The organism is Shewanella zhuhaiensis (assembly GCF_022484835.1).
Lineage (GTDB): Bacteria > Pseudomonadota > Gammaproteobacteria > Enterobacterales > Shewanellaceae > Shewanella > Shewanella khirikhana.
Genome location: NZ_JAKUDL010000003.1, coordinates 122,301 through 141,555 on the forward strand (window position 1 = coordinate 122,301; position 19,255 = coordinate 141,555).

20 protein-coding genes and 1 riboswitch are annotated in these 19,255 nt (G+C 55.3%); of the genes, 9 read left to right on the top strand and 11 right to left on the bottom strand.

Going from position 1 to position 19,255, the window contains the following annotated elements; all coding sequences use genetic code 11:
- Positions 1 to 80: 80 nt before the first annotated feature.
- A riboswitch (yybP-ykoY riboswitch) is annotated at positions 81 to 188 on the bottom strand.
- A 337-nt stretch (positions 189 to 525) separates the two neighbouring features.
- From MJ923_RS10140 to MJ923_RS10155, 4 genes are all read left to right on the top strand, one after another.
- Complete coding sequence (locus MJ923_RS10140; RefSeq protein ID WP_126168119.1) at positions 526 to 1,713, top strand: aromatic amino acid transport family protein; 1,188 nt, start codon at positions 526 to 528, stop codon at positions 1,711 to 1,713.
- Positions 1,714 to 1,857: 144 nt separating this feature from the next.
- Positions 1,858 to 4,014, top strand: a complete 2,157-nt coding sequence (locus MJ923_RS10145; protein WP_240590976.1) for a S46 family peptidase — start codon at positions 1,858 to 1,860, stop codon at positions 4,012 to 4,014.
- A 197-nt stretch (positions 4,015 to 4,211) separates the two neighbouring features.
- Complete coding sequence (locus tag MJ923_RS10150; protein ID WP_240590977.1) at positions 4,212 to 4,727, top strand: hypothetical protein; 516 nt, start codon at positions 4,212 to 4,214, stop codon at positions 4,725 to 4,727.
- 107 nt (positions 4,728 to 4,834) lie between these two features.
- Positions 4,835 to 6,922, top strand: a complete 2,088-nt coding sequence (locus MJ923_RS10155; RefSeq protein WP_240590978.1) for a tetratricopeptide repeat protein — start codon at positions 4,835 to 4,837, stop codon at positions 6,920 to 6,922.
- Positions 6,923 to 7,001: 79 nt separating this feature from the next.
- Here MJ923_RS10155 and MJ923_RS10160 read toward each other — a convergent pair whose 3' ends face one another.
- The 9 genes from MJ923_RS10160 to MJ923_RS10200 all read right to left on the bottom strand — a co-directional run bounded on the left by MJ923_RS10160 (position 7,002) and on the right by MJ923_RS10200 (position 14,349).
- A complete protein-coding gene (locus tag MJ923_RS10160) occupies positions 7,002 to 7,466 on the bottom strand; it encodes a hypothetical protein (protein ID WP_240590979.1) in 465 nt (154 codons plus the stop codon).
- A 154-nt stretch (positions 7,467 to 7,620) separates the two neighbouring features.
- On the bottom strand, positions 7,621 to 8,412 hold the full coding sequence (locus tag MJ923_RS10165; RefSeq protein ID WP_276313055.1) for a pseudouridine synthase: 792 nt from the start codon (positions 8,410 to 8,412) through the stop codon (positions 7,621 to 7,623).
- A gap of 10 nt (positions 8,413 to 8,422) precedes the next feature.
- Positions 8,423 to 9,100, bottom strand: a complete 678-nt coding sequence (locus MJ923_RS10170; RefSeq protein ID WP_240590980.1) for a hypothetical protein — start codon at positions 9,098 to 9,100, stop codon at positions 8,423 to 8,425.
- Between the two features lie 93 nt (positions 9,101 to 9,193).
- Positions 9,194 to 9,886, bottom strand: a complete 693-nt coding sequence (locus MJ923_RS10175; RefSeq protein ID WP_240590981.1) for a hypothetical protein — start codon at positions 9,884 to 9,886, stop codon at positions 9,194 to 9,196.
- Between the two features lie 37 nt (positions 9,887 to 9,923).
- On the bottom strand, positions 9,924 to 11,255 hold the full coding sequence (locus tag MJ923_RS10180; protein ID WP_240590982.1) for a Na+/H+ antiporter NhaC family protein: 1,332 nt from the start codon (positions 11,253 to 11,255) through the stop codon (positions 9,924 to 9,926).
- Positions 11,256 to 11,717: 462 nt separating this feature from the next.
- The gene (locus MJ923_RS10185) at positions 11,718 to 12,470 is read right to left on the bottom strand and encodes a DsbA family protein (RefSeq protein WP_240590983.1); all 753 of its coding nucleotides are present in this window, start codon (positions 12,468 to 12,470) and stop codon (positions 11,718 to 11,720) included.
- A 183-nt stretch (positions 12,471 to 12,653) separates the two neighbouring features.
- A complete protein-coding gene (locus tag MJ923_RS10190; protein WP_126168110.1) occupies positions 12,654 to 13,304 on the bottom strand; it encodes a DNA-J related domain-containing protein in 651 nt (216 codons plus the stop codon).
- Between the two features lie 144 nt (positions 13,305 to 13,448).
- Positions 13,449 to 14,102: an oxygen-insensitive NAD(P)H nitroreductase gene (gene nfsB / locus MJ923_RS10195; RefSeq protein WP_240590984.1), complete on the bottom strand. Its 654-nt coding sequence runs from the start codon at positions 14,100 to 14,102 to the stop codon at positions 13,449 to 13,451.
- Positions 14,077 to 14,349 carry a hypothetical protein gene (locus tag MJ923_RS10200; protein WP_240590985.1) on the bottom strand — a complete coding sequence of 91 codons (273 nt, stop codon included), beginning with the start codon at positions 14,347 to 14,349 and terminating at the stop codon, positions 14,077 to 14,079. Before MJ923_RS10200 ends, nfsB begins: the two co-directional genes overlap by 26 nt.
- 38 nt (positions 14,350 to 14,387) lie before the next feature.
- Between MJ923_RS10200 and MJ923_RS10205 the strand changes: the two genes are divergently transcribed.
- Genes MJ923_RS10205 through MJ923_RS10215 form a run of 3 tightly spaced genes read left to right on the top strand, consistent with a single transcriptional unit; the run spans position 14,388 to position 16,313 of the window.
- Positions 14,388 to 14,750: an MbcA/ParS/Xre antitoxin family protein gene (locus MJ923_RS10205; RefSeq protein ID WP_126168108.1), complete on the top strand. Its 363-nt coding sequence runs from the start codon at positions 14,388 to 14,390 to the stop codon at positions 14,748 to 14,750.
- A complete protein-coding gene (locus MJ923_RS10210) occupies positions 14,751 to 15,488 on the top strand; it encodes an RES family NAD+ phosphorylase (protein ID WP_240590986.1) in 738 nt (245 codons plus the stop codon). It abuts the gene before it with no gap.
- A 15-nt stretch (positions 15,489 to 15,503) separates the two neighbouring features.
- Positions 15,504 to 16,313, top strand: a complete 810-nt coding sequence (locus MJ923_RS10215) for a hypothetical protein (RefSeq protein ID WP_240590987.1) — start codon at positions 15,504 to 15,506, stop codon at positions 16,311 to 16,313.
- Between the two features lie 200 nt (positions 16,314 to 16,513).
- Here MJ923_RS10215 and MJ923_RS10220 read toward each other — a convergent pair whose 3' ends face one another.
- A complete protein-coding gene (locus MJ923_RS10220; protein ID WP_240590988.1) occupies positions 16,514 to 17,404 on the bottom strand; it encodes a LysR family transcriptional regulator in 891 nt (296 codons plus the stop codon).
- A gap of 102 nt (positions 17,405 to 17,506) precedes the next feature.
- Here MJ923_RS10220 and MJ923_RS10225 point away from each other — a divergent pair, with 102 nt between their 5' ends.
- Both MJ923_RS10225 and MJ923_RS10230 read left to right on the top strand, forming a co-directional pair.
- Positions 17,507 to 17,977 (top strand): CidA/LrgA family protein, encoded by a 471-nt coding sequence (locus tag MJ923_RS10225; protein ID WP_240590989.1) that lies wholly within the window; start codon positions 17,507 to 17,509, stop codon positions 17,975 to 17,977.
- Positions 17,978 to 17,997: 20 nt separating this feature from the next.
- Positions 17,998 to 18,687, top strand: coding sequence for an LrgB family protein (locus MJ923_RS10230; protein WP_240591271.1), 690 nt, complete (start codon positions 17,998 to 18,000; stop codon positions 18,685 to 18,687).
- Between the two features lie 132 nt (positions 18,688 to 18,819).
- Here the strand turns inward: MJ923_RS10230 and MJ923_RS10235 are convergent, their stop codons facing one another.
- On the bottom strand, positions 18,820 to 19,239 hold the full coding sequence (locus tag MJ923_RS10235; RefSeq protein ID WP_240590990.1) for a CBS domain-containing protein: 420 nt from the start codon (positions 19,237 to 19,239) through the stop codon (positions 18,820 to 18,822).
- Positions 19,240 to 19,255: the final 16 nt, after the last annotated feature.

The following is a 19,255-nucleotide window of genomic DNA, read 5'->3' on the forward strand; positions in this document are numbered from 1 at the left end:
AGGGGTGGCAAACCAACAAGCACGACCAGCCCGCCACCCCGAAATAGTATAGTTGTGGCTCGTCGTACTCAGGTCTTGCCGGATAAATCACTGATTTATCGTAAACACCATGGCATGAGGCCAAGTATGTTGATGTTTACTCCCAAGCCGTTAGTTGCCTGGGCTGGCTACTCCCCCGAAAGCGAGGTGGCCATTATACATTCGATGCGGCGGCTGACAAGTCGCGGCTGCTATCTGCCGCTGCACTGTTACATTCTTTATCCCATGTGATGGCGCTGTAACGCCCTTGTAGAGCTCGCTCCCAGCCTCAGGTGCCGCGCTTGCCGTGCCTTGGCGCCTCTGTTAATGTCGGCTGCAGTCGTTTTTTATTGAGAAAGCCCGACAAAGCTGATGGGGATAGGTGTCTTCACTGCGAAGGCCTTCGGCAGTACTGAAAACAGGCTCAGACCTTAAGGAAGTTGCGGACAAGTCCTCGCGCTTCCCAATAACAACAATTGCTATTCAAGACTTGAACAGGACAGTTCCGTGAATTTGAAAATACTAGGCTCTATCGCCATTGTGGCGGGTACCGCCATTGGTGCCGGCATGCTGGCGTTGCCTCTGGCCACCGCCGCCCTCGGGGTGATCCCGGCACTTGTGCTGCTGATTGGCGTGTGGGCCATCTCCGCATATACCTCTCTGCTGATGCTCGAAATTAACCTGCGCAGTGGCGTGGGCGACAACGTACATGCCATCACAGGCAAGACCCTGGGCAAGAAGGGCCAGATTATTCAGGGTGCGTCGTTTTTGAGCCTGCTGTTTGCCCTGACCGCCGCTTACCTCACCGGCGGTTCATCGTTGTTGGTGCTGCGATTTGAAACCATGTTTGATATCGCCCTGGATAACCAGCTGGCGGTGTTGGTGTTTACCCTGGCACTGGGCAGCATTGCCGCCCTGGGTGTGGGCTGGGTAGATAAGCTCTCAAGGCTGCTGTTTACCCTGATGGTGGCACTTTTGGTGCTGGTGGTCGGATTCCTGCTGCCGGAAGTAGACAGCGCGACTATTGCCGCCGATGCGGTTCAAAAAGCCTCGGGTAACGCCTGGATGGCGGCCATCCCTGTGGTCTTTACCTCCTTTGGTTTCCATGTGTGTATCGCAACTCTGGTGCGTTACCTTGATGGCGATGCGGTGAACCTGCGCAAGGTTCTGCTGATTGGCTCCACTATCCCGCTGGTGTGTTACATCCTGTGGCTGCTGGTGACCTTGGGCACCGTGGGCGGCGATACCATTGAAGGCTTTGGCGGCGCCCTGCCAAAACTGATTGGCGCTTTGCAGGACATTGCAGCCCAGCCGCTGGTGGGCAAGTGTGTGTCTGTGTTTGCCGACCTTGCGCTTATCACCTCCTTCCTTGGCGTAACCATGAGCCTGTTCGACTTTTTGGCCGAGCTGACCCGTGCCAAAACCGGCATGGCTGGTCGCCTGCAAACCTGGCTGATTACCTTTGTGCCGCCGGTGCTGTGCGCCCTGTATGTGCCCGAAGGCTTTGTGGCGGTTCTGGGCTTTGCCGCCATTCCGCTGGTGTTTATGATTATCTTCCTGCCGATTGCCATGGCAATGAAACAGCGCAGTGAAGGCGCCGAAGGCTATCAGGTGCGCGGTGGCAATCTGGCGCTGGGGCTGGTGGGTGTGGCAGGCCTTGCCATTATCGCTGCCCAGCTTTACGTTGCCCTGTAAACCGGAGCCGTAACAGCGGATTTGTAAACGGATTTTTCCAAGCTGTAACAGGCTTGGGCCATATGATAAAGTCGGGTCTTCGTGCCCGGCTTTTTTTATGGGCGCAGCAATGCGATCGATAACAACTCACAACGGAATAAAACAATGAAAAAATGGTTACTGACCGCTGCCATCGCGGCCGCCTTTGGCGCCCAGGCAGATGAAGGTATGTGGCAACCTCATCAGTTGCCTGCGCTGGCAAAAACGCTGAAAGCCAAGGGCCTGGAAATCAACCCCGAGTCCATCTCCAAACTGACCGAATTTCCCATGAATGCCGTAATTAGCCTGGGTGGCTGTACTGCGTCATTTGTGTCGCCAAAGGGCCTGGTAGTGACTAACCACCACTGTGCCTATGGCTCAATCCAGTACAACTCCACCGCCGAGAAAAACCTGCTGGCGGATGGCTTTTTGGCCAAGAGCTTCGATGAAGAACTGCCTGCAGCCCCCGGCTCACGTGTGTACGTGACCGAGTCAGTAACCGACGTGACCGCCGACATCAAGGCCGGCCTTGAGTCTCTCAAGGGCGATGCCTTCTACAAGGGCGTAGAAGCCAAAGAAAAGGCCATGGTGGCCGAGTGTGAAAAAGAAGACGGCTATCGCTGCAGCGTTTACAGCTTCCATGGCGGCCTCGAGTATTACCTCATCAAGCAGATGGAAATCCGCGACGTGCGTCTGGTGCACAACCCAGCGGCCAGCGTGGGCAAATACGGCGGTGATATCGATAACTGGATGTGGCCACGTCACACCGGCGATTACTCTTTCTACCGCGCCTATGTGGGCAAAGACGGCAAGCCAGCTGACTTTTCCAAAGACAACGTACCTTACGAGCCAAAGAGCTTCCTGAAAGTCTCTGCCAAGGGCGTGAAGGATGGCGATTTTGTGATGGTAACCGGCTACCCTGGCCGCACCAACCGCTACCGCACCGCCTCTGAAGTCGAAAACCAGTTTACCTGGAACTACCCCGCCAGCCGCGAGCTGCGTGAGCGCATTATTGACCTCATCAAAGAAACCGCGCCCGAAGGCAGCGATGCCCGTATCAAGTACGAAAGCACGCTCGCAAGCCTCGCCAACTATGCCAAGAACTTCGCCTCTATGATTGAGTTCTACGGCAAGTCCACCATGCTGGAAGACCGCAAAGCCCGCGAAGCTGAGCTGGCAGCCTGGATCAAGGCCGATGCCAAGCGTCAGGCCAAGTATGGTCAGACTTTGGCAGACCTCGAGCGTCTGGTGAGCGAAAGCAACAAAGATCAGGAACTGGATCTGATCCTGGGTTACATGGGTTACTCCACCCCAATGAGCACTGCCAAGCGTCTGTATCGTCTGGCCCATGAAAAGCAACTGCCTGACATGGAGCGTGAGCCTGGCTTCCAGGATCGCGACATGACCCGCTTCAAGGCCGGTCTTGAGCGTATCGATCGCCGCTACGACGCCGAAGTGGACAAGGCTGTTCTGTTTGAAATGCTGACCCGTTATGCTGCGCTGCCAGCCGACAAGCGCCGCGCCGACATCGATGCCTACTTTGGTATTGGCAAGAAGTTTGACGAGAAGAAGCTCAAGAAGCAGCTCGACAAGATGTACGCCAAGACCGAAATCGGCAATAAAGACGTGCGCATGGCGTGGATGGACAAGTCTGTGGCCGACTTTAAAGCCAGCAAAGACCCATTCATCCAACTGGCCGTTGCCACCTTCGACGCCTCTATGGCCCGTGAAAAGGCCGACAAAGAGCTGGCCGGTGAGCTGATGAAGGTGCGTCCTGCCTACATGGAAGCCATCATCGCCTACAACAACGAGCAGGGTAAGCCGGTTTATGCCGACGCCAACTCCAGCCTGCGTGTGACCTACGGTAACGTGAAAGGCTATTCACCAAAGGATGGTCTGTACGCTGTGCCTTTCACCCGTTTGGAAGGTATCACCCAGAAAGACACAGGTGTTGATCCGTTTGATGCCCCCAAGGCGCAGCTGGAGCTGATCAAGGCCAAGCAGTACGGTGATTTCTACGTTAAAGACATCGACTCTGTACCTGTGAACTTCCTGTCTACCGTGGATACCACTGGTGGTAACTCTGGTTCGCCAACCCTGAACGGCCGCGCCGAACTGGTGGGTCTGCTGTTTGATGGAGTGTACGAGAGCATCATCGGCGACTGGAACTACGACGACAACATCAACCGCTCCATCCACGTCGACAGCCGTTACATGCTGTGGGTGATGAAGTACCTCGACAAGGCAGACAACCTGCTGGCCGAGATGGATATTGTTGAATAACAGTCTGCTTACTGACTGAATCAAAACGGGGCCGATTGGCCCCGTTTTTTTACCTTAACGTCATTTTGTAGTGTTTAAGAATTTCCGGGTAAATTTCGGGCAATTTCCCGATTTTGCCCGTGAATTTGGTCGTATTCGTTGCTGGCGTTTCCCATAGTGGTTTGGCAATCAATCAAACTTGCTTTGGAGAAACAACAATGAAAAACGGACATATCAAGATAGGCGCGCTGTTGGTCGCAATGTCATTAAGCAGTCTGGCTCAGGCGGTGCCCTGGTGTTATCGCGGCACCATAGTGCAGATAGCGGATGTCAGTTGGAGTGAATCACAAATTCTGGCCAACTACAGTGGCACAGTGCCCGCTGGGGTGGCGGATCCCGAATACTATATTGCCGCCACAGCAACCTATAACTACTCGCAAAACTTTGTCGGCGGTGGTGGTGGATTCGGCGGTTATAGCGTGCCGGGCTCGGGGCAGGTAAGGGTGACCCACTATGCGCCTTACACTTTCACCAACATGGTGGGGCCGGGTTATTACTTCACCAGTCAGGGCATCAAATTCCGAATGGACAAGTGCTATACCATCCCACCGATGACCGAACATGTTGAACTTGAAATCGCTGAGCCAGGTGGTGATGTGCCGGTAAAACCCTTGCCGGGCCTCGATGCCATATCCGAGTATTGGAACCGTAAAACTGACGCTGAACGTAAATAGTCAGAACTGTCGCTGAGGCTGTTAATGTCAATGTGATAGCACTTATCCCGGGTGGCGGGCGATGATACAGTAAAACCTAATGTATCTTAGCCCGGACACCCTTTTTCATGTTTCGCCGACTGCTTATCTCCCTGATATTTTTATATATGACCCCTTCGATGGCGGCAGAGCCTTTGTGTTTTACCGAGTCGGCAGATGTACCCGAGCGGATCCTGGATTGTGAGACCTTGATCGCCAAGACTCAGGGAATGGGCGTCACCGAGTTTGAAGCTGGCACCCATCTGATAGCGCTCTATATCAAACAGAGCGATTTGGACGCGGCCAGCCGCTGGGATGCCCAGTTGGCAATATCCCTGAAACAGCGCGAGTTCCCTCCGGAGCAGACATTCAACTACCTGCGCCGCAGTGGCATTCTCGCTTATCGTCAGGGCAAGTACCCGGCTGCTCTGGGGCAATTCACCCGCGCCTACGAGTCGGCACAGAGCCCGCAGCAGTTGGCCATATCGCTGAGCGATCTGGGAACGGCACATATGGCAATGGGCCAGTTTGCAGATGCTATCTCGGCGTTTGAGCAAAGTCTGGCGGGCAAAAAGCGCCTGCTTCAGGATGAGGCTCAGCAAACAGGCCAAAATGTGAGTATTGCCGTAACGCTCAATAACCTTGGCAACGTCTACCTGAAGATGGCCGACTGGCCCCGGGCCGAAATCTATTTTTTGCAGGCGGCTGAGCTATACCAACAGGCGGGCCAGCTTGATCGCCTGGCCCATAATCAGGAGAACATTGCCAGGGTGCTGGCCCATCAAAATAGGCATCATCAGGCCGCCGAGGTGCTGCAACGCAGCTTGAGCTACTTCGAGTCCGTGGCGGACAAAACCGCCATGCTCAGAGTGCTGTTGCTGCTGGCCGATGGGCAATTTTCCCTGGGGCAAACCCCGCAGGCGGCGCAGATTATCGAGAAGGCCAATCAACTGGAAACTGAATTAGGGCAAACGGCCCAAAGCATACTGCTGAATCTGGCCATGGGCAGGCTGCTCAGTTTGCAGGGACAGTTTCAGCAGTCTGACGCCATGCTCTCCAGCGGGCTTAACCGGGCACTGGAGTCTGCCGATCCCCTGGTGACATCGCGCTTTTATGATGCTCTGGTAGACAATGCTGAGCGCTATCAACGCTGGCAATTGGCAAATCAGTATCTGAAAGCCAAGTTCGCCTATGACAGTGAACAGCATCAGAAGCAATATGACCAAACTCTGGCGGAGATCCGCACCAAATTCGAGTATGAGCAGCAACAACAGGCGCTGGACATGCTGCAAAAGGACAACCAAATTTCGGCGTTGCAGATAAGCAGGCGCAATTTCCAGCTAGGTTTGTTGCTTGGCGGGCTGGTATTGCTGGTGCTGGTGGCCGCAGTAGTTATCAGGCGTTTGCATAGGGCAAGGCTGGCGGAGCGTCAGGTGATGCAGACTCAGGTCGATGTTCACCGTGCTCGGGTGGCAGAGCTGGGAGTCTCGCTGGAGTCGCTGCGTAGTGCCTTCGGCAAACTGAATCAGGCCATGCTGGTGGCCGACAATAAAGACAGGCTCATTTTTGCCAACCAAGCGAGCCTGAACTTGCTTGGGTATCAGGGCAGTGAAACCGACAATATGCAGCTCGATGCGCTAATTCCGAGACGGAACGATAACTTTTGGGCAAGTCTCAGTGATGGCGCCGAGTTTGAAAATCTGCTGATCCGCGATGTGCAGGTAAATACGGCCTCGGGTCAGATGTTGTGTCAGTTGGAGGTTTCCAGCATCGCCAGCGGCGAGCCCATTACCGTTATCCATCTGATGCGAGCAGGAGAGCAACCCGCTTGCCACCAAGCGGCGCTACTCAGTGAAACGGAATTTCATCAGTTGTTGGTGGACTTGATGATCTTTTCCGTCGATGCCTGGGAGCAATCGAGCAGACAAAGCCGAATAGAGCTGGCCGAACAGAGCGGGATCTGGCGGGTGTCCATCGACGAAGGGAGACTCAGAACCCGCTCTTTGGATCGTTATTTGTCTATCCGCACCATGCCACGTAATCCCAGATGGCGGGAGGTGCTGCGAACGGGTCACTATGTACTGGCGGAGTGTGCTCTGGGGGACGAGCGTGCAGCAGAGCTCAGTGCCAAATTGGAGAAGGTAAATCAACATCTGTATGCCCGGGCACTGCTGTAACGCAGTCAGGCAATCGTTGCCAGCTTTCGTTGCTAAAATCGCTCCGACCCGATAACAGCAAGGCCGGAGCCGAGGGGAACTATTTGGCCAGTTCCAGCTGACGGCTGTCCACAATCTCTGGCATTTCACACAGGCCACAGGCAAAGACCACCCCCTGCTCGAGCCGGTAGAGTTTATGGTGATTGGGGTCCTTGTTACTGAAACTGGCGGGCTCGTAGAAAATCGGCCTTACTGTACCGTCATCGCCATTGCCAGTGCGGTAAACAAATTGATGGCACAGGTTGGAAGCGGCGCCGCGGGCTTTGGCGTACATGTCGTCGAACTGGCCACAGCTCTTGGTGACCACATCCCCCGAGCCGGGGCATTCACCCGTTTCCTCAACATGGTCGGCGTAGCGACTTATCTGGTTGCCATGCAGGGTAAATTTCCCGAGTAATACCACCCGTCCCCCTTCGCACCAAGTGGATTCAATTGGTTCTTCATGGGCGTAAAGGTTTGCACTAAGCGCGAGCATTGCACCGGCCACCATCCAATGTGTTTTCATGTCCTTTCTCCAGGGTAACTTGTTCCAGAGCCAAGCTATGCCACGGCAGGTATTTTGTGAACATGAATTAGGGGTAAAAATGGGGAGAAATTTAATTAAACAATAATTTTCAATCACATGGATTGAGGTTTGAAGCGTGGTTAACCCGTATGTTCTAAGGCTGCCTGATGGCCAATGACTGCTTGAGCGCACTGAGTTCAGCCTGGGTCAGGGGCCGTATTTCCCCTTCGGCGAGACTGCCAAGGGTCAGGGTTTGAATCGACTGACGCAATAAATCCACCACAAGATAACCCCGTGCCCGCCACAGGTGGCGTATTTGCCGCTTCTTGCCCTCAGTCAGCCACATTCGCAGCTGTGTTTTGTCATCGGCTTGATGGGGTGGATGCTCAATCCGGCAGGGGCGGGTGAGGCCATCACCGTAATCCAGACCGGCGGCAATGGCGGCTAAGTCTGCTGCCAGCGGTGGTTTATCGAGCGTCACCAGATAGCCCTTTTCATGATGATAATCAGGATGCATCAGCTGCTGGGTCAGCTCGCCATCGTTGGTGAGCAGCAAGAGGCCGCGGGAGTCTTTGTCCAACCGGCCAGCGGGGTAGAGGTGAAGCTGTGGCGCAAATCGGCTTTGCAAATAATGCAGCAGGCTGCTGGGATCGTTGGGCAGCAGGCGGCAGTCCATGCCAATGGGTTTGTTGAAAAGATAGTATTGGCGCGGCGCGCTGTGGCTAATGGGGGCTCCATCCACACACACCTGAGCGTCAGGTAATACCCTGGTGGTGTGGCTTGCCGTTTCACCATCAAGGCTCACCTGGCCTGCTTCAATCAGCCGTGATGCTGCCCGGCGGGAACACACGCCTGCGTCAGCGAGAAACTTGCATAAACGTATGCCTTTGCTCGCATTTTCGGTCGGCGCCTGCGCTTTGGGTGTGGCCATTGGCGTGAGAGTCATTTGAGCCTGCTCAGAATTCGGGGCGGGTACGCACCTTGCGGCGAATATTCCCCGCGAGTACCAGACACCACAGCATACCAAGTACCAGCTGCAGCCACAAAAGCACATCGAGCAGGCAAGGCTGTGCAGGTGTGGGCGGGCAGATCATCAGCGCAAATTTGGGCCAGTCCACCAAGCCTAAAATCGGTATGGCACAGCCGAGGCCCAACAGGCTCAGCAGCATCAGAAGCGGGCTGGCGTAATGGATATTGCCTTTGAATCGTGCCGCCAGCACCAGTGCGTGGGTCACCGCCATGCCGAGGGTAAAACAAACCGCAAGGGCGCTGTGCAGGGCGCCATAATGCTCAGGGAAAATACCCATCAGTGAGACGGTCACCCCAAGCCAGCCGCCGCTCAGGGGTAAATACAGGTCGGGAAATTGCGGCTTGGCAAAGCCCAGCGCTAACATGGCCAGCATCAGCCACAGCCCGGCCCAAATCAGTGCGGCGTTATAGACCCAGGCCAGCGGCGAAATCAGGTAATTGCCAAGCCCCGAGGGGCGAAAATCCCAGCCCATGGTGCCCGATTGCAGGTGATACAGCATGCTGGCAAGAATACCCAGCGCACCGACAATCACGGATAAGAGGATCAACAAAAACACCAGGCACGGCAGGTCGCGCTGGCCAGGAAGTGGAGACAGGGTAGGCACTTACAGGCTCCTCTGATTGAGGTTGGCGCTACTTTGCCTTATTGGTATCTGTCAGACAAGGGAGGCATGGCAAACTTGTTACCGCCTCCACAATCACAATGCCGGGCGACGCTCTTCAATGGCCTGATGGATGAGCGAGCGCGCCATCAAGGCCAGCCCAATCCCTGCCAGCATAGTGGCTGAGGTGTGGATCCACATGGTGAATGCCACCGGGCAGAACTCTTCCAGCGGGCCGCAGGGCAGGTAATCCAGGGTCTCAGGATTAATCTGTGCCAGCAGACCGATACTGGAGGCCAGCCCCACAATGGCAGTTACGAACAAGGGAATGCTGCACAGTTCCTTGTTATTGCGGCGGGTAAGGATAAGCAGCACAAACATCGCCAGACTGGAGGTGACAAAAAACAGCGCCGCCATCCGGTGCGACACAGGGTCGTTGAAGGGGTAAATGCCCAGCAGCATGATCCCAAGCCCGGTGCAGCCGCCAATGATGGAGATATAGCGGCTGAAGCGGTTGTACTTCATGCTGAACAGGCCCAGCATGGCAATCACAAAGCTGGCCCCGGCAAACAACAGGCAGATGTTATACACATAAGCCAGCGGCGAGCTTAAGTAGTCGCCGAGCTTATCGATGCGTAAGTTTATGATATCCCAGCCGAGTGTGCCGATCACCGACCAGATAGACAGCATTGCCCCGAAGGCACAAATCATGACCCCACCTATGGACATGTGGAATACCAAACGGTGGGGATCGAACTGACCGAAATCGTTTTTGTCTTTATTGGCCATCTTGCTTCCGATGGAAGGCATGGCCTTCCGTTAACAATCAGTGGCGTTTTCTGAATACCACAATCAGCACTGCCACCAACGCGAGGATCATACAGTACCACGCATAGGATACTGCCTCCAAAGGGGTAATGGCAAAGGTTGCGCCAATCAAAAGCGCCTGGGCGCCGTACGGTATAAGTCCTTGAACAATACAGGAAAAGATATCCAGTACGCTGGCGCTGCGTTTGGCGCTGACGCCGTGCTTCTGTGCCAGGTCGCGGGCAATGTCGCCGCTGACCACGATGGATACTGTGTTGTTGGCCACACAGGCGTTGGTCAGCGACACTATGCCAGCCATGCCAAGCTCGGCGGCGCGGCAGGATGCTTCGCCCTTGGCCTTGGAGAAGCGGGCAATCAGGCGCTCAATCAGGTTGCTGACAAAGGTCAGGCCACCTTGCTGCTGCATCAGTGCCGCGAGGCCGCCCACCAACATCGACAGAATAAAGATTTCCTGCATGTTGGTGAAACCGGCATAAATGTCCTTGCTGAAGCTCACTAGAGTGTAATCGGTAGTGCTGAGGCCCACACCGCCTGCCAGCAAAATGCCCAGCATCAGCACTACGAACACGTTCACACCGGCCACGGCCAAAAACAGAATACACAGGTACGGCAGTACCTTAACCAGGTCCACAGACTGGGGCGCCACATTGGCCTCACCGTGGCCTGCCAGTGTGAAGGCTACCAGGGTGATAAGCGATGCCGGGATGGCGAAAATCAGGTTCTCGCGGAACTTGTCTTTCATGTCGCAGCCCTGGGTGCGGGTTGCGGCAATGGTGGTATCGGAAATGATAGACAGGTTATCGCCAAACAGGGCGCCGGAGATGATGGCACCGGCCATCAGTGGCAGAGAAATATCGGCCTGCTCAGATACCCCAAGGGCAATAGGCGCGACCGCAGCGATAGTCCCCATGGAGGTACCCATGGCGGTGGCGATAAAGGCGGCAATCACGAAAAAGCCCGGCAGCAGCAAATCAGAGGGGATGAGCGACAGTCCCAACGCCACAGTGGCATCCACGCCGCCAGTGGCCTTGGCGACCGAAGCGAAGGCGCCTGCCAGCAAATAAATCAAACACATGGCGATGATGTTGCTGTGGCCAATGCCACCGATAAAGGTATCTATGGCCTGATTGAGCTTTTGCTTCGAGAGCAGCAGCGCCAGTACGATGGCGGGCAGAATGGCCACCACGCTGGGCAACTGATAGAAGGCGAAGTCCACCCCTTGCTGGGTGAAGTAAACACCGGCGCCAATAAACAGGGCAAGGAACACAAACAGTGGCAGCAGTGCCACAAACGAAGCCGGACGCTGGCTGGAGGCGTTGGACTGGTTCAAGGTTTTCTCTCTTCATCGGGGGCGAAAGGGCGACATTCTTCCTGCATCATCGCGATTTCGCTGAAAATTTGTGTCGTTACGGCTTCATCTCCCGACAACTTAGGCGAAAGAATATGGGATAGCCAGCCATCTGTCAATTTAGACGTCTAGATGGTTTTACTTCCATTTCAAAATTGTAATGCCAAGGTTAACCAGGTCGGTGCAACAGCAAGGATGGCGAGATGGTGTTGGTCAATACCGCAGCGGCGCAGTGGCTTTGATAACTGCTGCCAGCGCCGGCCTGATGTTGGCCCAATGTCCTGTGTGGCGACGCAAAAACAACAAGCCCCGCATTGCGGGGCTTGAATATGCTATCGCTGAGCTGACCGAACTTAGCTGAGCTTCGCAGAGGAGAGCCAGAGCTGAGCTTAGCCAGTTCTGCCGCGTGAGCCTGGCAGTGTCAGCCTGGCAATGCGCGGCGCATTAAACCAAACGGCGACGACCCATGGCTATCAGGGCCAGCAGACCGATGGCGGCCCAGCCCAGGCTACCGCCCTTGTCTTCTTCAACAGTTTTGTCTTTCTCGGTCGCAAGATAGTTAATCAGTTCTGACAGTTCTTCCAGTGTGCGGATTTCCTGCAGGTTAATCTTGTACTTATCGTTGACCACAAAGCTTGGCACGCTTTGGATCATCAGCTCTTGCTGCTCCTTGCGCCACAGCTCCAGCTTGGCGTCGGTATCCTTGCTGTAGGCCAGTTTGTCGTATTCGGCTGCATCAATGCCATGCTTGGCAAATACGGCTTTGATATCGGCGCTGGTTTGAATTTCAGGCTCGTGCTTGTGGCCGGGGGCGCTGTGGTCGTGATGACCCTGACCACCATCGGCGCCCTGAATGGCGGCAAACATGGCGTGAACCAGCTCCGGCTTGTTACCTTTTTGCTGGATAACGGCCAGCGAGCGCATCACTTCGGTGCCAATGTCGCTGTTCATAAAGTCAACGTGCTTGGTGTCGAAGCTGATGCCCTGTTTCAACCCCTGCTTGATGGCGGGCAGGTACATCACTTCCATGTTGAAGCAGTTGTGGCAGTAAAACGAGAAGAATTCGGTCAGTTTTGGGGTTTTGCTGGGGGCGTTGTCGGTGACCTGCACATAGTGCTTGCCTTCAACAAAGTCGGCGGCCAGACCGCAAAAGGGCAGGGCGGTAAGGGTGGCGGCCAGGGTAAGACGTTTCAGCATAATCACTCCGGGTTTCAGGCTTTCGGTTTCGGCGAAATACACGCAGACACAAGACTCAGGCTGCATGTTCGATGGAAACAGTGTGAAAGGAAAGGCTTAATTATCTCTGAATCGGCGCGAAAACACCCGCCGCAGACTGTGATCCGCCCGGGAGTTTGAGGAATTTACCAAGTCTTGATGAGTTCAGTCGCTGTCGCGGCCACGGAGAGTTTGCCAGGCTTCGCATACTTCGCGAAAGCGCGCAGCGTCGCCGCCCTGGCGATCCGGATGCCATTTCAGCGCCAACTTCCGCCATTGACGGCGAATTTCACGGTCACTTGCGCTTACATCCAACTCCAGCACCCTCAGCGCCTGGGTAAGATGCATCACCCGGCCATTGATGCCAATGTAGCTCTTATAGCTGGTCCAGAAGGATTCCAGCATGTCGCGCACCACATTGCTGCTGGTATCGTAGTTGGCCCAGTCCAGATAATAGCTCTTGAGGCCTGCCTCCTGATGCTGGATAAGGTCGATATCGCCGGGCAGGATTCTGAGGATGCGGATATCCATGGCCTGGGTTTGCACCCATTGGCCGGGCAGCAGCATGTCCTGCAATTCAAACAGGGCATTCATCAGCAAAAAATTACGTTTGAACAGGTCTTTCTCGGGAATGGGATCCAGGTCGTGCATCAGCCCCTGGGATTGCAGTTCGGTGGCCAGGTGATGAACCTTCCAGCCCTGAACCGATTTTTGCAGCAAACTCAGGAGGGGCCAGATGAGGGGGTTGTCGCCTTTGATGGCTGATACGTCGGTTGCTTTATTATCGAGTTGAGGAACCAGAGGTGGCAGCAGCATGGGTGCGATTCATCCTGAAATATGACTCGAACCACTATGCCACAGGGGCGGGTGATGACAAATGCGATTTAATTATGAACAGTCGTAATGCCCCGACATGACGGGAATATGCCGGGGCATTGGGGATGATAATGGTCAGACGCGTTACAGCAGAGTGAAAATTTCATCCTGGGGCAGACGTGACTTGGGCAAGGATGCATTGAAATCATCTGCCGAGCGATAGCCCAGGGCCACCACCGCAGAGGCGCACAGCCCTTGCTCACGCAGTCCCAGCTCACGGTTCAGCGCTGTGGCATCAAAGCCTTCAATCGGGCAGGCATCAATTTCCAGTGCCGCGGCGCCAAGCAGCAGGGTGCCGAGTGCCAGGTACACCTGCTTTTCCATCCAATGCTGAGCATCCTTGAGTTCAAAGCGGTGCATATTCACAAAGAAGGAGCGGCCATTATGCTGATTTTGCATGGATTGCTCATCGGCGAAGCGGCCGTCGGCCTGCTCCTGCTTAAGCACCTTTTGCAGATGCTCTTCATCCATCTGCACCTTGGTGCAAAGCACGACCACGTGGGAGGCGTTGAGAATTTTGGCGGTGTTAAAGCCGTATTGCTCGGTTGCCTTGGCGACGGTGGCCTTGCCTTCTTCGCTGGAAGCCAACACAAAATGCCATGGCTGCGAGTTGGTGGAGGACGGTGAAAACTGCAGCAAAGTTTTCAGTGACTCAAGATGCTCCTTGCTGATTTTACGAGTAGGATCAAACGCTTTACAGGTATGGCGCTGTTTAACCAACAGACTCAGTTCTTGCATTTTCGGCTCCGGGAAAGGGCAGTGGATGCAGGCATTCTACCGCGGCAATGGCATGAAACAACGGCTTGGCATCAACATTTGATTCAAAAACTTTTTGAAAATGTGTGTCAGTATCTACGTTGTTTTCGGGCAGATTGTTTGGGCATTTTTGATGCATTTGCATGTTTATTACGGCTTGATTTGCAATTGCGTGCTTAGCTTGGCTAAAATATCGACATTGGCCGTTTAAGGCCGCAATCAGCGCCATCAGCCGTCAGGAGCCATCAGCCGTCAGGAGCCCCGTCCATGTCCGCGATAGCCAAACCCACAGCATCCACAGTGCTGTTCAAAGCCTTTATTAATGCCTGCCATGCGCTCGAGCTGAGCAATAGCGAGGCCAGCCATATTATTGGGGTGAACCCCAGCACCCTGAGCCGCAATGCCTCTCAGGGGTTTAAGCCTGAGTCCAAACAGGGCGAGCTGCAATTACAACTGGTGCGGCTTTATCGCTCGCTGTATGCCATCGCCGGTGGCCAGCAGGACTTTATGCGCCACTGGATAAACAGCCCCAACCATGCCCTGGGGGGCACGCCGCGGGAACTGGTGAAATCCGTGGTGGGCCTGGTGAGTGTGAATCAGTATCTGGATGCCATGCGTGGCAAGGTGTAAATGAAGCCGAGCATTCCTTCGTCGTGCCTCAATCGCCCCTATTCGGGCAGTTGCTATCGCTTGGTGGAGTCTCAGGAAGAGGCGGCCACCTTGAGCCTGGTGGATAATTTTGATGAGCAGATGCTGCTCGAAAGCCTGCTCGATGACGCCAAGCCGCCGTACCGCGACGGCACCGAACATCTGCATTATCTGCTCAAGTCCCCGTTTCGTTATCCGCCGCTGCGTCACGGCTCCCGTTTCGGTACCCGGCTGATGCCCAGCTTCTTTTATGCCAGCGAAACCGTTGCGACTTGCCTTGCCGAGGTGGCCTATTACCGCTTTGTGTTTTTGCAGGATATGGCCGAGTCATTTGAAGGCGTGCTGCGCTCGGAGCACATGGTGTTTCGGGTTGAGCTTGCCACTGAACGCTGCGCCGATCTTACCCTTATCGATGACCCGGATACCCAGGCCAGCCTTACCCATCAAAGCGACTATCAATACACCCAGCAGCTTGGCGGGATGCTGGTGGATGAGCGCTGTCAGTTGATCCGCAGCTACTCGGCCAGAGACTTTGGTGGGATAAACCTTGCGGTAGTCGATCCTTTGGTATTTTGTTCTGGCCCTTTGGATCAGAGTTTGTGGATCTGTCAGCTCGAACCTGACAGACTTGCGTTTACCGAACGGGGGCGGGGACACCTGCCCCGCTATTTTGAGTTACAACAGTTTATGCAGGATGGGCGCTTGCCCCGACCTGCCTGACTGAGTGGGGGAAGGATGAAACAGTTATTACCCGCGATCTTGGCATTGGTGGGTGTCTCTCAGGTGTCTGCCTCAGAGCTGGATTGGAAACTGGCCTTTGGTGTGCATGACTTTCAGGTAGAAAGCTCAGATACCCTTGGTGCCCATGCGGCTGTGAGTCTGGATTATGTGACCGACGGCGGTATCTTGCTGCATGCCAATCTGGATACTTATGTCGATCGCGACAAAGACAAATTGGATCCGGACCATATCCCCATCTGGTTTCAGTCTGCCTACTATGCCCGTGGCAACTGGCTAACCCTGTCTGAAGGCCTGAAGCTGGACTGGCAGCTCGACCTTCGCGGCAAGCGTAATACCGTCAGCTCAGTGGAAAAGCAAATCAAGTTCTATCCGTCGCTGCTGCTCGACTACGCCCGTCCGGCCTTTGGTGCCACAGCAACCGTGGGGGTGGGTTACTACTTCCTCGAGATTGACGATGACGTGCCCAAGGAGCGCGGCTATGTGCGCGGCGAGTTTGGCAACGATGCCACCGCCTGGATGGGAGATGTGGGCGCCTACGTGATGCTGGCGCCGGGTTGGAAACTCAGTGGCGGCGTGGAGCACTGGGCCGATGGCAGCGAGACCCTCGAAACCAAATACCGCGCGGCGCTGGAAGTGAACACCCCCGGCCTTTATAAAGACTCGGTGCTGACCCTCTCAATGGAGCAGAGCCGCTATAACCTCGACCACTATGACAAGTGGCCGAAAGACCACGAAGACTACCTGCCAATTCTGCCCTGGGATACTGACACCCTTTACCGCCTGTATCTCACAGTGCCCTGGTAAGCAGAAGACATAGTCAGCCCCACAAGGGAATATCAGGTTTCTGCGAGACTTCCAATAAAAACACCGGCGCTGTGGCCGGTGTTTTTATTGGGTTAGGGAAGGTGCGAATAAGTCCCGTGCTTGCTCTGCGTGTGCTTAAAGTGGATAGATGCAAGGCACAGTTCTTGCGAATGGCCCTAGTCCTTCGCACCTTCCTTAGATTACAGGCCGCCCAAACGCTCCTTCACCAGGGCTATCATGGCCTCGGCGGCAAACGACAGCGGCTGGCCACGACGCCAGAACAGCGACAACTCCCAGTGCAGATCCGTCTCTTTCAGCGGCACGCTTACAACCCCTGCCACCGCATGCCGCTCGGCGATATAGCTTGGCAGCACCATGGCGCCCGTGCCTGCAGCTACCAGGGCGATACCGAAGTCCGGGTGGCTCACCCGGGTCACATCCGTGGGAGTAAAGCCTGACTGTTCACAGGCATCCACAACCAATTGATGCAGCGCGTATTCGGGTTCAAACAGGATATGGGCAGTGTCTGCCAATTCATGCAGCGCCAGTTCTCGTCTGTGGGCCAGAAAGTGTTGCCGTGGCAGCACCACCACCATGGGGTCGCGGCGGATCCGCAGCCCCTCAAACTCACTGCCAAGGGCGGTAATGCCGGTGGCAAGTTCAATCTCCCCCTTGCGCAGCGCAGTGGTTTGCTCAATACCACCGCGTACCAGCAGCTGCATATCAATCTTGGGATACAGGCTGCGAAAGCGGGCAATGACAGGGGCAAACAGCTCGGCACTGCCCAGCGGCGCCAGGCCAAACTTGAGCCTGCCACTTTTAAGACTGCGCATGGCATCCAGTTCACCGAGCATGTCATCCCGGGCCGCCAGCAGCGCCAAACCATGGCGATACACCACTTCTCCGGCAGGAGAGAGCCGCAGCGATACGCCGCGTTTACCACGCTCAATTAGTTGTAAATCGAGGGAGTCTTCAAGTTGGCGTACCGCCTTTGACAGCGCGGGCTGGGTCAGGTGCACCTTCTCCGATGCCTTGGCAAAGCCGCCGGCATCCACCACTTCGATAAAGTACTTAATGGCCCTGAGATCCAATTTGATATCCTTTTGGAATGCAATCTATGCTTAATATTCATTTTTTTTATTCAAATAACAACCCTAGACTAAGCACATTGTTGACCACCCGAGCGAGCCAAGATGACCCTTCAGGAAGGTAAAGCCAAGCTGAAACGCAGCGCCAGGCAGGCAGGTTTAACCCTGGCGCAGGCGGCGGCTATCTGTTTGCTGGCCTGGCTTGCCCATGGGTTAGTGCTGTTTTTCGATTTGCCATTGCCCGGCGGTGTGGTGGGGCTTGGGGTGCTGTTGCTGCTGTTATCACTCAAGTGGGTGCCTGAGCAATCATTGCAGGCCGGTGCGGCCTGGCTACTGGGGGATTTGCTGCTGTTTTTCATTCCGCCGGTGATTTCGGTTATCCAATACGAAGCCGTGCTGGAGCAATACGGCGCCCGCATGCTGGGCTTTTTGGTGGCAGGCAGCGTCACTGTTTTACTGGGCACTGCCTGGGTGGTGGACCGCGCCTTTAAGTTTGAGCGCAAAATGCGTCTGGCACGGGATAGGCGTGTTGCCCATCAGGCATTGGTTGCTGCGCAGGCCGCAGTGTTGAAATGAGCCCTGAAATGAGTCCTGAAATGAGCCATAGCCAACTGGCACTGTTGAGCCTTGTTATCACTCTGGTGGGTTATTACGGCGCCAAGCGACTTTATGGCCGCTTGGGCTACTGGTGGGCCGCGCCCATTTTACTGGCTCCTATGCTGATTATTGCCGCTGTGCTGCTGCTGGATATTCCGCTGCCAAGCTACTTTGAATACACCCATTTTCTGGTGTTGCTGCTGGGGCCTGCCACCATTGCATTTGCACTGCCCATTTACCGCGAGCGCGCCCTTATCGGCCGTTATCCCATCACCCTGACCCTGGGGGTGATGGCTGGGCTGTTGCTGGGGCTGTTGTCATCCTGGGGGCTGGTGAAGTTGTTTGAGCTGCCGCCCGAACTTGGCCACAGCGTGCTGGTGCGCTCGGTTTCCACCCCCTTTGCCATGGAGGCCACCACCGCGTTTGGCGGCGTGCCTGAGCTTACTGCCATGGTGGTGCTGATGACCGGGGTAATAGGTATGTTGCTGTGCGGGCCGCTGTTTCGCCTGGGCAGGGTGCGCTCGGCGCTGGCGCGGGGCGCAGCTCTCGGTGCTTCGGCCCACGGTGCCGGTGCCGCCAAGGCCCGTGAGTACGGTGAGGAAGAGGCCGTGGTTGCCAGCCTGACCATGATTTTTACCGGTATTGCCATGGTGCTCACCGCACCACTGTTTGCCATCTTGCTGGTGTAGTGCGGTGGTGGCGAATGAGTCGCTGCACTTCAGACACTCAGCTGTGATTGCGTGTCAGTCACAGCGCTTGAATTAACCCCTTCGTTGACCTTTGTTGCTTGTTGTTTGCCGGCCCCCGTGGCCGGTTTTTTTTTATGGTTGCAGCAGCTGCTTACACAGCTTCACAAAGTCTGATGAGGTTACTATGCCAATCACCTTGCGATCGCTGCCAAGCACCGGCAGGCAGCCCAGTTTGTTTTCAATAAAGAAGTCCACCACCACGCTAAGCGGCTCATCGTCGCTGATGGTATCGCTGCCTGCGTCCATCAATTCGGCTACAGAAGTCATGCGTTCTTTTCGGTCCAGCCCGCCCTGACCGTATTTGTTGAGCACATTCACCAGAGTCGACACCATCTTCTTGTGGGTGAGCACCCCCTTGTACTGGCCATCGGTTTCGCCAATTACCGGCAGGTGGCGCACCCCGCGGTTTTGCATCAACAGGTGGGCGTCCTTGAGGGTGGCGGCATCGCTGATACATACCGGTGCCGCTGTCATGATGTCTTTGACTAGCATAATCTTCTCCCTGATG

Bases quoted from the DNA above. Each gene is read 5' to 3' on its own strand.
- MJ923_RS10145 (WP_240590976.1), top strand. From the start codon at position 1,858: ATGAAAAAATGGTTACTGACCGCTGCCATCGCGGCCGCCTTTGGCGCC.
- MJ923_RS10150 (WP_240590977.1), top strand. From the start codon at position 4,212: ATGAAAAACGGACATATCAAGATAGGCGCGCTGTTGGTCGCAATGTCA.
- MJ923_RS10155 (WP_240590978.1), top strand. From the start codon at position 4,835: ATGTTTCGCCGACTGCTTATCTCCCTGATATTTTTATATATGACCCCT.
- MJ923_RS10160 (WP_240590979.1), bottom strand. From the start codon at position 7,466: ATGAAAACACATTGGATGGTGGCCGGTGCAATGCTCGCGCTTAGTGCA.
- MJ923_RS10165 (WP_276313055.1), bottom strand. From the start codon at position 8,412: ATGACTCTCACGCCAATGGCCACACCCAAAGCGCAGGCGCCGACCGAA.
- MJ923_RS10175 (WP_240590981.1), bottom strand. From the start codon at position 9,886: ATGGCCAATAAAGACAAAAACGATTTCGGTCAGTTCGATCCCCACCGT.
- MJ923_RS10185 (WP_240590983.1), bottom strand. From the start codon at position 12,470: ATGCTGAAACGTCTTACCCTGGCCGCCACCCTTACCGCCCTGCCCTTT.
- MJ923_RS10190 (WP_126168110.1), bottom strand. From the start codon at position 13,304: ATGCTGCTGCCACCTCTGGTTCCTCAACTCGATAATAAAGCAACCGAC.
- nfsB (WP_240590984.1), bottom strand. From the start codon at position 14,102: ATGCAAGAACTGAGTCTGTTGGTTAAACAGCGCCATACCTGTAAAGCG.
- MJ923_RS10200 (WP_240590985.1), bottom strand. From the start codon at position 14,349: ATGGCGCTGATTGCGGCCTTAAACGGCCAATGTCGATATTTTAGCCAA.
- MJ923_RS10205 (WP_126168108.1), top strand. From the start codon at position 14,388: ATGTCCGCGATAGCCAAACCCACAGCATCCACAGTGCTGTTCAAAGCC.
- MJ923_RS10210 (WP_240590986.1), top strand. From the start codon at position 14,751: ATGAAGCCGAGCATTCCTTCGTCGTGCCTCAATCGCCCCTATTCGGGC.
- MJ923_RS10215 (WP_240590987.1), top strand. From the start codon at position 15,504: ATGAAACAGTTATTACCCGCGATCTTGGCATTGGTGGGTGTCTCTCAG.
- MJ923_RS10225 (WP_240590989.1), top strand. From the start codon at position 17,507: ATGACCCTTCAGGAAGGTAAAGCCAAGCTGAAACGCAGCGCCAGGCAG.
- MJ923_RS10230 (WP_240591271.1), top strand. From the start codon at position 17,998: ATGAGCCATAGCCAACTGGCACTGTTGAGCCTTGTTATCACTCTGGTG.
- MJ923_RS10235 (WP_240590990.1), bottom strand. From the start codon at position 19,239: ATGCTAGTCAAAGACATCATGACAGCGGCACCGGTATGTATCAGCGAT.